Raw genomic sequence first — 14,711 nt, forward strand, 5'->3', positions numbered from 1 at the left:
CCGGCAACACCTTGCCCGGGTTGAGCCGGCCATCCGGGTCGAGCCAGGCCTTGATCTGGCGCTGTATGTCGATGGCCGGCTCACCGATGGCCCGGCGCATGAAGGGTCGCTTCAGGGTGCCGACGCCGTGCTCGCCGGAGAGCGTGCCGCCCAGCTCCAGGGCCGCCGCGAAGATCGCCTCGGCGCAGGGCCAGAGCCGCGCGGCCTCGGCGGGGTCGCGCGGGTCGAACAGGATGTTCGGGTGCAGGTTGCCGTCGCCGGCGTGGCCGAAGACGACGATCGGCAGGCCGTGCTCGGCGCTGATCTGCTTGATCCGGCGCACGCAGGCGGCGATCTGCGGCAGGGGCACGCTGATATCCTCGCCGAGCCGGCTGGGCCTGATCCGCGCCAGGGCCGGCGCGATCGCCCGCCGCCCGCGCCAGAGGTCGGCCTCCTCGGCGGCGCCGCGGGCCACCTGGACGCGCACGGCCCCGCCCCGCCGCGCCAGCTCCGCCAGGGCCAGCGAGTCGGCCGCCACCGCCTCTGGCTCGCCGTCGGCCAGCATCAGCAGCATGGCCCCGGCGTCGCGGGGCAGCCCGATCTGGAGGTAGGCCTCCACGGCGGCGATCGTCGTGTCGTCCATCAGCTCCAGGGCCGCCGGCACCACCCCGGCCGCCATGATCTGCTCGACCGTCTCACAGGCGGCGTCGAGGGTCGGGAAGATCGCCATGGCGGTGCGGCGGGCGGCGGGCAGGGGCAGCAGGCGCAGGGTGGCCTCGGCGATCACGGCCAGGGTGCCCTCGGAGCCGACGAGCAGCTGGGCCAGGCCGCTCTCTGGCCCCTGGCCGGCCAGCCCGTCGCCCCAGCGCGCCATGCGCCCGTCGGCCAGGGCCACCGTCAGCCCCAGCACGTAGTCGGCGGTGACGCCATACTTCACGCAGCGCGGGCCGCCGGCGTTGCAGGCGATGTTCCCGCCGATGGTTGATGTGCTCTGGCTGGAGGGGTCGGGCGGGTAGAAGAGGCCCACGGCCTCGGCGGCGCGCTGCACCTCGGCGGTGGTCGCCCCGGCGCCGACGTGGGCGACCATCTGCGCGCGGTCGATGGCGATCTGACCCATGCGGTTGAGCCCGACCAGCAGGGCGCCGGGGCTGGGGATTGCCCCGCCGGCCAGGCCGCTGCCGGCGCCCCGGCTGACCACCGGCAGCCCGTGGGCGGCGGCGACCCGCATCAGCGCCGCGAGCTCGGCGGCGCTGGCGGGCAGGGCCACCGCCAGGGGCGGCCCCTCGGGCCGGGCGATCGATGCGTCGATCGCGTAGGCCCCCAGGTCGTCCGGGCGGGTCAGCAGGTAGCGCGGGCCGACGATGGCGCGGAGCGAGTCGAAGAGCGGTGTCGTATCAGGCGAGCGCTTCGCGCTCGCCTGATACGACACCGCATGTGTGGCGGGGAAGTGCGCGCGCACGCCCCGCCCCAGCTCAGTCGACAGATCGCCGCCGGCGGCGCGGCCCAGGCCCACCAGCTCCGCCAGACAGCGCTGGCCCGCGGCGTCCGGCGGGCCAGCCAGGCGCAGGCAGAGCGCGCCGACCCCGGCGTCGCCCCAGATGGCGAGGCCGCGCCCGTGGCGGCGGGCCGTGGCGCGGGCGGCGGCGATGGCGGCCGGCAGCGCGGCGCGCGGCAGGGTCAGCTCGACGGCGAGCTGGGCGGCGAGCTGGGCGGCGGCCAGGGACTCCCAGCGCGCCCAGGCAGATTCATCGGCGGGCGCGGCGGCGGCGCCGGCGGCGCGGGCGGCGGCGATGAGCTCGGCGGCCTGGCGCTCGACCACGGCGGGCGCGCCCTCAAGCTCGGCCAGGAGCAGGCCCGCGCCGGACTCGCCCTCGGCCAGGGCCAGGGCGCTCAGGGCCAGCCCGCGCCGCAGCAGGCCGGCGGCCAGCCGGCAGGCCGCCCCCAGGTCGGCGCAGCGCAGGCTCAGGGCGGCGCGGGCGGCGGGCAGCGGGCGCAGGCTGAGGGTCAGATCGCGGGGCTGGCCGAGGTCGATCGCGCCGCCGGCGATGGCCCGGTGCAGGCCGAGTCCGGTGGAGCGCTTGATCGTCGGCCCGCCAAGCCGCAGGCCATCGCCGAGCGTCGCCGCCCGCAGGTAGCGCCCGATCGGCCCGTGGGCCAGGCGGCGACGCCCGCCCGCGTTGTGGGCCACCAGGTCGGCCAGGCGCAGCCCCGGCGTCAGCGGGCAGATGGGCAGCCAGAGGCCGTGCCCGGCCAGGGCCGCGCTCATCTGCTCGATGGTGGCCCCGGCGGGGGCCGTGGCCATCAGCGCCCCCGGCTGCACGGCGATTATCTCAGTGTGGGTGGTCATCGTCCCAATATTATACTGCCCTCGGCAGGGCCGTGGTATCATGCTCGCCATGCTGCTCCCGCTTCTGCTGACGATCCAGCACTTCTACCTCGCCATGCGCCGGGCCTGGCGCGACGCGGAGTTCCGCGTCCTGGCGGCCCTGGTGCTGCTTGTGCTCGCCATGGGCACGCTGTTCTACCACTCGGTCGAGGGCTGGGGCTGGATCGACAGCCTGTACTTCTGCGTGATCACCCTCTCCACCATCGGCTACGGCGACTTCAGCCCGCAGACGGCGGCGGGCAAGCTGTTCACGATCATGTATATCTTTATGGGGATCGGCCTGCTCGTGCGGCGATGATCACCTCGATCAGCGTGCCGGACACGGGCGAGGGCACCTCCGTGTCCACCTTATCGGTGACAACCTCCAGCAGCGGCTCGTACTTCTGCACCATCTCGCCGGGCCGCTTCAGCCAGCGCCCGACCGTGCCCTCGGTGACACTCTCGCCGAGCTGGGGCATCTTGATATCTGTGGTCATACATTTTGTAAGGGCGCAGCAGTCGCGCTGCTTATGCGTGAAGAGCGACAGGTTCACAGCGCGACTGCTGCGCCCCTCCTAATACGCGGCGAGGCGGCGCATGGCCGCGGCGATCTTGGCGGGGCTGGGCATAAAGGCGTCCTCAAGCGGCTTGGCGAAGGGCATGGCGGGCACATCGGGGCCGCCGAGGCGCATCACCGGGGCGTCGAGGTGCTCGAAGGCGTGCTCGCCGATCAGGGCCGCGATCTCGCCGCCGAAGCCGCCGGTCAGGTTATCCTCGTGGACGACCATGGCCTTGCTGGTGCGGCGGACGCTGGCGAGGATGGTCGCGATGTCCAGGGGCCGCAGCGAGCGCAGGTCCACCACCTCGACGCTGACGCCCTCGGCGGCGAGCATGCGGGCGGCCTCCATGCAGTAGTGGAGCATCAGGCCGTAGGCGAAGACGCTCAGGTCCTCGCCGGGGCGCTTCACATCGGCCTCGCCGATCGGCACGCGGTAGTCATCGTCGGGCACCTGGCCCTTGATCAGGCGGTAGGTCTTCTTGTGCTCCAGGAAGAGCACCGGGTTGGGGTCCTCGATGGCGCTCTTGAGCAGCCCCTTGGCGTCGTAGGGCGTGGCGGGGGCCAGCACCTTCAGGCCAGGCACGTGGGCGAAGAAGGCCTCGATGCTCTGGCTGTGGTAGAGGGCGCCGTGGATGCCGCCGCCGTAGGGCGCGCGGATCACCAGCGGCATCGTCCAGTCGCCGTTGGAGCGGTAGTGGATGCGGGCGGCCTCCTGGACGATCTGGTTGAAGGCGGGGGCGATGAAGTCGGCGAACTGGATCTCGGCGATCGGCAGGGTGCCGTTCATGGCCGCGCCGACGCACGCGCCGACGATCGCGCTCTCGGCCAGGGGCGAGTCGATGATCCGGCGGGGGTACTTCGCGATCAGGCCATCGGTGACGCGGAAGACCCCGCCGCGCACGCCGACGTCCTCGCCGAGCACGAAGACCCGCTCGTCGCTGGACATCATCTCATCGATGGCCTGGCGGATGGCCTCAAGGATGTTGATCTCTGGCATGGTCATGCCCTTAAAGAGTAATGATTGTGCCCGACAGGCACATGCCGCACTGATGGTGCTGCGGCGCGGCTACGCCGCGCCGCAGCACCATCAGTTTTTTTGTGGGAGAGCGAAGCTCTCCCACACCCTCACTATGCGCAATGTTGTTGCTGGCAGCATTAAAGAGTAATGATCTATTCGGTTGAGATTGCCGCGAAGCTGGCAATCGCAGCCGAATAGATGCAGGTTTTTAGGGCAGCAGCCCTACGGCGCGTACACGTGGTCGTAGAGGGTCTCCGGCTCGGGGAGCGGCGCCTGCTCGGCCGCCTCGGTGGCGGCGTCCACCTCGGCGGCGATCGCCTCGCGCAGCTCGCGCTCCTCATCCTCCGCGATCAGGTCGTGCTCGTGGAGGTAGGAGGCGAAGCGGGCGATCGGGTCGTGCTGGCGCATGGCGCGCAGCTCGTGCTGCGAGCGGTAGGTGCGGTCGTTATCGTCGGAGCTGTGGGCGGTGAGGCGCACCACGCGGGCCTCGATCAGGGTGGGGCCGTCGCCGGCGCGGGCGCGGGCGACGGCGCGCTGCGTCACCTCGTACATCGCCAGGACATCGGTGCCGTCCACGCAGACGCCGGGGATGCCGTAGGCCACGCCGCGATCGGCCACGCTGTTGACGGCCATCTGCATCTTCTGCGGCACGCTGATCGCGTACTCGTTATTCTCGCACTGGAAGATGGCCGGGAGCCGGTGGACGGCGGCGAAGTTAATGCCCTCGTGGAAGTCGCCCTGGCTGGCGGTGCCCTCGCCGAACGAGGTCCAGGCCACCGCATCGCCGCCGCGGATCTGCTCGGCGAGGGCCACCCCGGCGGCGTGGGGGATCTGGGTGCCCACCGGGCTGGACTGGGTGACGATGCGCAGGCGACGGCTAGAGTAGTGGGCGGGCATCTGGCGCCCGCCGGAGCTCGGGTCGGCGGCGCGGGCGAAGAGGGCCAGCATGATCTCGGCGGGGGTCATGCCCATGACAAGGACGGTGCCGAGGCCGCGGTAGTAGGGCAGGGTAAAGTCCTTCGTGCGGTCGAGGGCGAGGGCGGCGCCCACCTGGGCGGCCTCGTGGCCCTGGCACGAGATCACGAACGGCGCCTTGCCGGCGCGGTTCAGCAGCCACATGCGCTCATCGAGGGCGCGGGCGAGCAGCATAAAGCGGAACATGTCGCGCATCATGGTGGGGGCGAGATCCCGCTGCGCGGCGACATCTGCCCCCGGCGCCGTAGCCTTCGTTGAAACGGCCATGGCTCTCCTCCTTGAGCATAGCTGCACGAAAAGCCCCGGCGTCAATAACGCTGGGGCTCATGGCCTCGCCAGTGGCGCGCCGCAGGTGGCGCGGCCGCGCAGGCCCATTGAATCCGTCGTCATTGACGTCGCTGTGAGAAGTCTATCACACCAGGCCGTGAATTGCACGCCGCTTGGGGTTCAGGGGTGCGGCGTATAGCCTTGCAGCGGTGCTCTGGCGGGCGGCTGAAGCCGCGTCGCCGGGGCGCTGCGCGCCGAGCGTCGGCGCAGGCCGACGCCGGAGCCGCCCGCGGAGGCGGGCGGGCGGCCGCAGGCCCTCCCCCGGCGCGGCTTCAGCCGCCCGCCCGCATGCAAGGCTTTACGTGGCACCCGGGGTTCAGTGCATGGTGTCGGTGATAATCCAAGCCGATCACAAAGGAGCGCCCCCAGCAGAAGCGCTCGTCGGGTGCGGCGTATTATTGATACCGCTGGCGAATTCCAAAATGCCCTTCTGACCTACGATTTCCAACGCTGCCAGATGCAGAGTATGGCTGCATCCGGCAGCGTTTGCGGGCAACTGCGACCATTCGCCAGCGGTATCAACAATACGCTGCACCCGCGCCCGTCACGCACATTGACGGCCTGGCGCGGCCTGTGGTATTATGGCGTCCGTTGTCTTAAAGGCTAAGTACCCGAGGAGTGGCGTTGTGAGCGCAAAAATGAAAGTCCTGCTCACCAATGATGTCGAGCATCTTGGCAAGGCGGGTGAGCTTAAAGATGTATCCGGTGGCTTTGGGCGCAACTACCTGATCCCGAAGGGCTTCGCGGTGCTGGCCACCAGGGGCCAGATCCGCCAGGCCGAGGAGCGCATGTCGGCCCAGCGCCGGCGTGCAGAGGTCGGACGCAAGGACGCCCAGGCCCTGGCCGCCCGCATCAACGGCGTGTCGCTGCACTTCTCGGTGAAGGTCGGCGAGCAGGATCGGCTCTACGGCTCGGTGACGAACGTGGACATCGCCGAGAAGCTGAAGGCCCAGATCGGCATCGAGATCGACCGGCGCAAGATCGACCTTGAGGATCCGATCAAGCGCACCGGGATCTACGCGGTGAAGGTGCAGCTGCTGAGCGACCTTGCGCCGGTGCTGAACGTGATCGTCGAGCCCGAGGGCGGCGCCCCCGAGGCCGAGGCCCCCGCCACCGAGGATGGCCCGTCCGATAGCGATATCCCTGAGCTCTAGGCTCCTCCCGCGCCCGCCGGGCGCCGTAACGGAAGCTATCGACAATGTGCCGCAGCGTACGCTGCGGCACATTGTCGTTTCTCCACAGGCTGTGGATAGGATCGGGATAAGCGTGGGACGACTGTCGGACTAGCTGGGGAGAGAGTCAGGAGGCCAGATGGATCGCTCCGTACCATTCGACCTACAGGCCGAGCGGGCCACCCTCGGCTCGATCCTGCTCGACCGCGAGGCGATCGTGGCCGTGGCCGGCTGGCTGCCGCCCGAGTACTTCTACCTCGAGAAGCACGCCATGGTCTACGAGGCCATGCTGGCCTGCTACGGCCGCCGCGAGCCCCCTGACCTGACCACCGTGGCCACCGAGCTGCGCCGCCAGGAGCGGATCGACCTTGTCGGCGGCCTCTCCTTCCTCGGCGAGCTGCTCGGCGAGGTGCCCACCGCCGTCCACATCGAGTACTACGCCAAGAGCGTCGAGCGCACCGCCGTGCTGCGCCGCCTGATCGAGGCCGGCGGCAAGATCTCGGCCATGGGCTACGACGAGAGCGACACCCTGGAGGCGACCCTCGACAAGGCCGAGGCCCAGCTCTTCGCCGTCAGCCAGCGCCGCGGCACCCAGGACTTCGTCCACATCGGCAAGATCGTCAACGCCCTCTTCACCCAGATCGAGACGCTCCAGGAGCGCCGCGGCGAGGTGGTCGGCGTGCCCACCGGCTACACCGACCTCGACGAGCTCACCGGCGGCCTCCAGCCCAGCGACCTGATCATTCTGGCGGCCCGGCCGAGCGTTGGCAAGACGTCGCTCGCGCTCTCGCTGGCCTACAACGTGGCCTACCAGTCCAACCAGACGGTCGGCGTCTTCAGCCTGGAGATGAGCCGCGACCAGCTGGTGCAGCGCATGCTCTCGATGCACACCGGCATCGACATGCAGCGCCTGCGCACCGGCAACCTGCGCGGCGACGAGCTGAACCTGGCCCTGGAGGGCATGGGCGTGCTCTCCGAGATCCCGATCTATATCGAGGACACCCCCGGCCTGAGCATCAACGAGGTGCGCAGCAAGGCCCGCCGCCTGGAGGCCGAGGCCGGCGTCGACCTGATCATGATCGACTACCTCCAGCTCATGTCGGGCAAGCGCAGCGACAACCGCGTCCAGGAAGTCTCCGAGATCAGCCGCGGGCTCAAGGGCCTCGCCCGCGAGCTGAACGTCCCGGTGATCGCCCTCTCCCAGCTCTCCCGCGCCGTCGAGGGCCGCCAGAGCCACGTGCCGATGCTCAGCGACCTCAGAGAGTCGGGCTGCCTCACTGGCGAGAGCCTGGTCTACATGCCCGACAGCGGCAACTACCTGCGGATCGACTCGCTCGTCGGCCAGACCGGCTTCAACGTGCTGGCCCTGAACACCACGACATGGAAGCTGGAGCCGCGCCCAGTGACGAACGCCTTCTGCACCGGCGTGAAGCCGGTCTACCGCCTCACAACAAGGCTCGGTCGCACCATCCGGGCCACCGGCAACCACAAGTTCCTGACCATTGACGGCTGGCGGCGGATCGACGAGCTCAAGCAAGGCGACCGACTGGCTATGCCGCGGCGCCTCCCCGGCCCGACCAAGGCGACGATGTCCGACGACGAGCTCGCCCTGCTGGCCCTGCTGATCGGCGATGGCTGTACCCTGGCCCGCCAGCCCATCCACTTCACGACGGCTGATGCCGATATGGCAGAGATCGCCGCCACCTTGGCGACGCGCATCTTTGGGGCCGCGATCGCACCGCGGATCAGCCCCGAGCGAACCTGGATCCAGGTCTACCTCACCGCGACGGCCCGGCTGACCCACGGCGTGCGCAACCCGGTGGCGGCATGGCTCGACGCAATGGGAGCCTTCGACCTGCGCTCGTACGAGAAGTTCGTGCCCCAGCAGGTCTTCGCCCAGCCCGACGCCCAGATCGCCCACTTCCTGCGGCACCTCTGGGCCACCGATGGATGTATGCACCTGAGCCCTGGCAAGCGGCATGCGCCGACGATGTACTACGCAAGCAGCAGCGAGCGTCTGGCCCGCGATGTACAGTCGCTCTTGCTCCGGCTCGGCATCAATGCCAGCCTTCGACGTAAGCTCCAAACAGGTAAAGGGCGCGATCAATATCACGTCGATGTGAGCGGCACGGCTGATCAGCGACACTTTGTTGCAGTTATCGGAGCTGTGGGGCAACGTAAGGCGGCCCAGCTGGCGCAGATATCAGCGTATCTGGCAGAGCGAACCGTCAATACCAATCGTGACGTTGTGCCATCTTCCGTCTGGCGATCTCTCGTCGTGCCCACAATGCAGGTAGAAGGTATCACGGGCCGCCAGATGCAGGCGAGTCTAGGAAATGCCTACTGTGGAACTGGTCTCTACAAACAAAATCTGAGTCGAGAGCGGGCCGCCAAACTGGCGAGCATTGTGAGATCGCCAGAGCTCCAGCGTCTCGCCGCGAGCGATGTCTACTGGGATCAGATCGTCAGTATCGAGCCCAACGGCGAGGAGGCTGTATACGATCTTACTGTTGATGAAATTCACTGCTTTATAGCTAATGACTTCATACCTCACAACTCGATCGAGCAAGACGCGGATATTGTGATGTTTATTTACCGGGAAGAATTATACGACAAAGAGACCGAAAAAAAGGGCATCGCGGAGATCCACATGGCCAAGCACCGCAACGGGCCGCTGGGCATCATCCCGCTGCGCTTCGAGGCGCGGACGACGCGCTTCCAGAACCTGGAGCGCTACCGGGCGCCCGAGGGGTACTAGCGCGGCTACCGGGGCGCGCGCCCCGGTGGCCGCAGGCGCGTCGCTACGCCCCGCGCAGCTCGTCGATCGGGAAGGTGGCCGGGTCGGGCGTCACCGTCGGCTCGGGGGCGGAGCCGGTGTCCTCCCAGCCCTGGTTCTCCCTCGTCATCACGACCTCGGCGATGGCCATGTCGTGGTCGCAGACGATCTGGCAGGCGAGGCGGTGCTGGCCGATCATGCCGCGCTCCGTCAGCTTATCATACTCGGCGCGGGTCATCGTGTCCGGCTCGCCCTCGGCGAAGGCGACCCGGCACGTGGTGCAGCGGGCGTGGCCGCCGCAGCGGTGGCCGATCTCCACGCCGGCGTCCTCGATCGCCTTGACCAGCCGCGTCCCGGCGGCGACCTCGCTCGTCTTCCCGCTCACTGTCAGTGTTGGCACGCGTACGCTCCTTTGGGTATGCACAGAATCTCCCTCTCTCAGCGTACCACGATTTGGCTGAGCCGCCGGCCCCCGGAATCTCTTGTTGTTTTGGGGAGCGATGCCAGCGAAGCTGGCATCGCTCCCCAAAACAACAACGGTTTTTGTTGCCAGCAACAACACTGCGCGCAGTGAGGGTGTGGGAGAGCGAAGCTCTCCCACAAAAAACCTTATTAGACAAGGTTTCAGAAGGGCCGAATCAGCTTGACAGTCTGCTTCGGCCCGCAGACAAACAAACTCCCTGGTGCTATGGTTGACGTACCACCGACAACCAAAGAGCCAGGGAGGACCGTATGGGTCAGACGCATCCTAGCACGCCCGCCGAGCGGGCACAATGGGCCGCCATGCTGCTGGCCCATCCGGGGGAATACGGGATGGTCACGCAGCTGAGTCGGGAGATCCAGGTCTCGCGTCAAACGCTCTATACCTGGCGCGACCAGGCCGGTCAGGCGCTGATGGCGGCGTTTACCCCTGCGCTGCCTCCCCCCACGCCGGTGGCGCGCACGACCGTCCGCCACATCTTGACCTTGTGGATCAACCACGCCAGTGACCGGGGTATCCAGGCGGGCATCGCCGAACTGCTGCGGCAGGGGCTGAGCCTGGCCACGATCACGGCGGTGCTGCATGAAGCCCAGCAGCGGGCCATCACCTGGATGCAGACGCATGTGCCCGCCAGCACCCGCGCCCTGGCGCTTGATGAGATCTATGGGCACCGGCGGCACGGCGCCTATCTCAATGTGGTGGATGTCCACAGCGGTGCCGTCTGGGCGAGTGAAGGGCCGCTGGCGGTCGATACGGAGAGCTGGACGTTGGTCTTGTGGAGCCTGCAGGATCGTGGCCTGCGCTGGGATCGGGCGGTCATGGACGCGGGTGCCCCGATGCACGCGGCCTGCCAGCAGGTCACGCCCCAAGTGGCCCTGCAGTTGGACCAGTGGCATCTCTGGCAGGAGTGTGCCCAGGTGCAGGGACGCCTGGATCGGGTGGTCGCCCAGCAGACCCCGGTGGTCGCCCGGCAGACCGCGCGGGTGGCCGCCGGGCAGCGCCCCAAGGGCCGCGCCGCCAAAACAGATCTGGCGACCCAGGCCGCGACCCTGGCCGCCACCCAGCGGGTGGCCGACGGGCTGCGCTATCTGAGCGCCGAACTGCACGACCTGCTGGCGGTCGTCGTCGTGGGTGCCGACCAGCTGTGGTCTCCGGCCCAGCGGCAAGCGGAGTTGGATGCCCTGCTGGCCTTGTGGGACGAGCTGGCCGCCACCTGCCCGAGCCGGTCGCGGGCCGAGGTGCAGCGGCTGGGCCGCCGCATCCGCGCCGATCTGCCCGCCCTGCTGGCCTTTGTGCCCCACGTCGCCCAGGTGCAGCAGGATCTGGCGGGCGTGCTGGCCCCCGCACGGCAGGCACTGCTGGGGTGGGCGTGGCTGCGCCGGGAGGCACTGGCCTGGACGCGGGACGACATCCTGGCGGCCATCCCCGCCGACTGGCGCGACGCCGCCCGCGTGCTACTGGCGACGTGGGCGGACGCCGTGCGGGTCAGCAGCGCGGTGGAACGCTGGCACTCCATTCTGCGCCCGCATCTGGCCGTGCGGCGCACCTTGACGACGGGGATGTTGGCGCTGCTGGCCGTCTGGCATAATCATCGGGTCTTTCCCCGTGGCATCCATAAAGGGCAGAGTCCTCTCCACCTGAGTGGCATGACCGATGCCCCAACCGACTGGTTGGTGGCGCTGGGCTATCCTCCGGTGGAGGCGGTTATGCCTTCACCGCTGCGGTTAGCGCACGCCGCGTGACGCCAAACTGTCAAGTGCTTCTGAAACCATGTCTTTGGGATAAAACGAATAGGCGACGAGATCGAGGCGATGGAAGATGAGGGTAGTAATCCCCTGGCGGGGATTTTGGTCTTTGGGATCAAGGAGACCCTACCATGAGCAGCAGCAACCTGAACACCGTAGTAATCCCCTGGCGGGGATTTTGGTCTTTGGGATCAGGTACCTGTGGGCGACTGTATTGCACTCGCTACGTTTCGTAGTAATCCCCTGGCGGGGATTTTGGTCTTTGGGATCGCTAGTGAGGGCACCAGATAAGGCTGCGGGTAGTGTAGTAATCCCCTGGCGGGGATTTTGGTCTTTGGGATCAAGGGCGATAACGGTGGCTTCCGCTGGATCGATTAGGGATGGTAGTAATCCCCTGGCGGGGATTTTGGTCTTTGGGATCTGGCGATGTGGTGGTAAAGAATACCTCGTGGACTTTGTAGTAATCCCCTGGCGGGGATTTTGGTCTTTGGGATGCTACGTCTCCCAGCTCTCGGCCCTGCGCGGCGAGTCCGTAGTAATCCCCTGGCGGGGATTTTGGTCTTTGGGATGCGTTCAGTCGGAGAATCATACGACAAACTCCTGTAGTGGCCCACGCCTGGACACAGCGTCCAGGGTAGTAATCCCCTGGCGGGGATTTTGGTCTTTGGGATGGTAGGGTTGAGGCGGCGACACACAAGGAGGACTGTATGCAGTAGTAATCCCCTGGCGGGGATTTTGGTCTTTGGGATGGAACTGTATGTATGCACAGCGCGCCTGCATAGCATAGCGTAGTAATCCCCTGGCGGGGATTTTGGTCTTTGGGATGGAAAGCGTCCTTAGAGATACACCGGGCGCAGTCGGTATAGGTAGTAATCCCCTGGCGGGGATTTTGGTCTTTGGGATGTCGTATACCGCGTGCGTATCGAGGAACTCGACTTCAACGTAGTAATCCCCTGGCGGGGATTTTGGTCTTTGGGATAGTGCCCCCCGCGCATGGCGTCAGAAAGCCATCGCGGAGACGTTTTGCGCGGTGCCTGCCGATTTAGCCTATTTTCGGCCTCATCCGCGTGTTGTGCGGGCGTATCTGACAGGCTTTGGCGCATTCCAATGCGCTTGCGCGGCATTTCGCTCAAATATACCCTTAAACGATGTACACGTCAACGCTGCGCTCGACCGGCGGCCCATCGCCGATCACTTCGACCTGGGCCACGCAGCTGGAGCAGAGCCGGTAGACCCGTAGCCGATCCCCTTCCGCTGGCCGCAGCCGCCGATCAATCCGCCGCCGGAGTGTCCGGTATGCCTGTGGCTCCAGGTCGCACTCGAAGACGCTCTCAAGCACACGCTGGCCAAAGCCCTCAAGCAGCTTGGCCAGCTTTGTCCGCCGCTTGTTCTCGCTGATGTCGTAGCTGATCAGGTAGAGCATAGGCGCTCCTTTTGAGAGGGGACAGGTGGCACGTGTCAGGTGTCAGGTGCCAGGCCAATGTATGAGACGATCTGCAATCTGCAATCTGCAATCTGCAATCTGCAATCGCGCTCAGCGCACGGTGAAGGGGGTGTAGGCTTCGTCCTGGCCGCGCACGGCGCGGGCGAGTTGGCGGGCCTGTAGCTCCAGGCAGCGTAGGTAGCGAACTTTGCCCGGCCCGCTGTCGGCGCCGAGCGGGTGGGTAGCCTCGGTACGCATACGCTCCTCGAAGGCCGTCAGGAAGCGGCGTAGCCCGGCGTCGCTCAGCACCACCGGGCGGGCCGCGTCGCCAGGGGTGAAGTCGTCCTGCGCAATGCGCCCATCGCCGCAGACCCGCAGCACCAGCGAGTCGACCAGCAGCGGGCGGAACTCTTCCATCAGGTCGAGGGCCAGCGAGGGTCGCCCGTAGTCGAGCTGGTGCAGGAAGCCGAGGTAGGGGTCAAAGCCAGCAGCCTGGACAGCCCCGCGCACCTTGTTGGCCAGCAGGGTGTAGCCGAGCGAGAGCAGGACGTTGACCGGGTCGGCGGGGGGGCGACGCTGGCGGGCGCGGAAGTTCCAGTCGGGGCCGATCAGGCTGCGCAGACCGGCGAAGTAGCGGGCGGTGGCGCTGCCCTCGACGCCGAGCAGGGCGGGGATGCGGGTGGTGCGCCCGACGCGGGGCAGGTAGTCGCCCATCGCCTCGGCGGCCGCGCCCGCCTCGGGGGGCGGGTCGGCGCGGTTGCGGGCGAAGCGCTGGAGCAGGGCGCGCTGGTTGCGCAGCTTCCCCTCGACGATCGCCTGGGCCTGGCGGAGCGCCCATGCCGGGTCGGCGGCGCGGGCGTACTGGGCCTGGCGCAGGGCCACGTGGGCGGTCACTTCGCCGACGAGCCGCCCGTGATAGCGCCCCTCGATAGTCATAAAGGTCACGTCGATGCCCCGGTCGAGCAGGCGCTTGATCGCGGGGGTGGTCAGGCCGACATTGCCGAAGACGATGATGTCGGTGATCTTCACCAGAGGCACGTCGGCGAGAACCTCACCGGCGCGGCGCACCTCCAGTCGCTCGCCGTCACAGCCGATCTCGGCACCTTGCTCGATCACGTAGAGAGTTGGCATGAGCGTTGAATAGGGTATTTGCACAATACGCCACCATGCGGCACACAACAGTCATCCCCTGGCGGGGATTCGGGGGGTGCGAAGTAGACTTCGTGCTGGATTGGGTGTGGAAGTTCGGCGATGTGTAGTAATCCCCTGGCGGGGATTTTGGTCTTTGGGATTGAAGATCCTCAACAACGCCACCGTCAAGGAGATCGCGTAGTAATCCCCTGGCGGGGATTTTGGTCTTTGGGATCTAAGTCGGCTAACGGATGGGACATGGTGCAGTGGCCTGAGTAGTAATCCCCTGGCGGGGATTCGGGGGGTGCGAAGACGATTGCGCTCGGTGCGCCTGACAAGGCGTACGTGGTGTAGTAATCCCCTGGCGGGGATTCGGGGGGTGCGAAGTCATCTGCGACGGCAACCTGACCGGTGGGTCTTTTGTAGTAATCCCCTGGCGGGGATTCGGGGGGTGCGAAGTCTATCAGTGTTCTCTGACAATACGGAAGGAAGGTTTGTAGTAATCCCCTGGCGGGGATTCGGGGGGTGCGAAGGCGCAACCACGCCCATCGGGGATCGCGCGCTCGCGGCGTAGTAATCCCCTGGCGGGGATTCGGGGGGTGCGAAGAGGGTCGCATCCGCGACGGAGCGTTTTGGCGCTTGCTGACGGGCGCGACGGCGATGGCCGATGACCCGCTTCGCTGCGCGGGATCGCAGATCTGGTCTGGGTCGCCGTGCAATCATACGCTGGTGGCAGTCGAGCCAGTCATCGGTCGGGCCA

At 67.3% G+C, this 14,711-nt stretch carries 10 protein-coding genes, 1 pseudogene and 2 CRISPR repeat arrays; of the genes and pseudogenes, 4 read left to right on the forward strand and 7 right to left on the reverse strand.

The annotated features are described in order from the left end of the window. A partial coding sequence (locus K2Z83_RS05535) for an FAD-binding oxidoreductase (protein WP_220594180.1) occupies nt 1-2,326 on the reverse strand: 2,326 nt, incomplete at its 3' end. 49 nt (nt 2,327-2,375) lie between these two features. Between K2Z83_RS05535 and K2Z83_RS05540 the strand changes: the two genes are divergently transcribed. Further along, nucleotides 2,376-2,663: a potassium channel family protein gene (locus K2Z83_RS05540; protein WP_220594181.1), complete on the forward strand. Its 288-nt coding sequence runs from the start codon at nt 2,376-2,378 to the stop codon at nt 2,661-2,663. Here K2Z83_RS05540 and K2Z83_RS05545 read toward each other — a convergent pair. From K2Z83_RS05545 to K2Z83_RS05555, 3 genes and pseudogenes are all read right to left on the reverse strand, one after another. Beyond that, a pseudogene (locus K2Z83_RS05545) lies at nt 2,659-2,841 on the reverse strand (biotin/lipoyl-containing protein); the annotation flags it as partial. The gene K2Z83_RS05540 and the pseudogene K2Z83_RS05545 overlap by 5 nt on opposite strands. Nucleotides 2,842-2,919: 78 nt before the next feature. Next, nucleotides 2,920-3,900, reverse strand: a complete 981-nt coding sequence (locus K2Z83_RS05550; RefSeq protein WP_220594182.1) for an alpha-ketoacid dehydrogenase subunit beta — start codon at nt 3,898-3,900, stop codon at nt 2,920-2,922. Nucleotides 3,901-4,143: 243 nt separating this feature from the next. After that, nucleotides 4,144-5,163, reverse strand: a complete 1,020-nt coding sequence (locus K2Z83_RS05555; protein ID WP_305082498.1) for a thiamine pyrophosphate-dependent dehydrogenase E1 component subunit alpha — start codon at nt 5,161-5,163, stop codon at nt 4,144-4,146. Between the two features lie 686 nt (nt 5,164-5,849). Between K2Z83_RS05555 and rplI the strand changes: the two genes are divergently transcribed. Both rplI and K2Z83_RS05565 read left to right on the forward strand, forming a co-directional pair. Continuing rightward, entirely contained in the window at nt 5,850-6,377 is a 528-nt protein-coding gene (rplI, locus tag K2Z83_RS05560) for a 50S ribosomal protein L9 (protein ID WP_370650074.1), read from the forward strand. Between the two features lie 157 nt (nt 6,378-6,534). Continuing rightward, nucleotides 6,535-9,153, forward strand: a complete 2,619-nt coding sequence (locus K2Z83_RS05565; RefSeq protein ID WP_220594183.1) for a replicative DNA helicase — start codon at nt 6,535-6,537, stop codon at nt 9,151-9,153. Nucleotides 9,154-9,196: 43 nt separating this feature from the next. Here K2Z83_RS05565 and K2Z83_RS05570 read toward each other — a convergent pair whose 3' ends face one another. Then, complete coding sequence (locus K2Z83_RS05570; protein WP_220594184.1) at nt 9,197-9,571, reverse strand: 2Fe-2S iron-sulfur cluster-binding protein; 375 nt, start codon at nt 9,569-9,571, stop codon at nt 9,197-9,199. Nucleotides 9,572-9,903: 332 nt separating this feature from the next. On the opposite strand from K2Z83_RS05570, the gene K2Z83_RS05575 reads away from it, so the two are divergent. After that, nucleotides 9,904-11,394, forward strand: coding sequence for a hypothetical protein (locus K2Z83_RS05575; protein ID WP_220594185.1), 1,491 nt, complete (start codon nt 9,904-9,906; stop codon nt 11,392-11,394). Between the two features lie 4 nt (nt 11,395-11,398). Further along, nucleotides 11,399-12,378: direct repeats of the CRISPR family, unit length 37 nt; unit sequence GTAGTAATCCCCTGGCGGGGATTTTGGTCTTTGGGAT. Between the two features lie 160 nt (nt 12,379-12,538). Here the strand turns inward: K2Z83_RS05575 and cas2 are convergent. Both cas2 and cas1 read right to left on the reverse strand, forming a co-directional pair. Next, complete coding sequence (gene cas2 / locus K2Z83_RS05580; protein WP_220594186.1) at nt 12,539-12,820, reverse strand: CRISPR-associated endonuclease Cas2; 282 nt, start codon at nt 12,818-12,820, stop codon at nt 12,539-12,541. Between the two features lie 111 nt (nt 12,821-12,931). Further along, the gene (cas1, locus tag K2Z83_RS05585) at nt 12,932-13,951 is read right to left on the reverse strand and encodes a CRISPR-associated endonuclease Cas1 (RefSeq protein WP_220594187.1); all 1,020 of its coding nucleotides are present in this window, start codon (nt 13,949-13,951) and stop codon (nt 12,932-12,934) included. Between the two features lie 47 nt (nt 13,952-13,998). Continuing rightward, nucleotides 13,999-14,558: direct repeats of the CRISPR family, unit length 23 nt; unit sequence GTAGTAATCCCCTGGCGGGGATT. Nucleotides 14,559-14,711: the final 153 nt, after the last annotated feature.

It is taken from the genome of Oscillochloris sp. ZM17-4 (assembly GCF_019599295.1).
Classification (GTDB): Bacteria; Chloroflexota; Chloroflexia; order Chloroflexales; family Chloroflexaceae; genus Oscillochloris.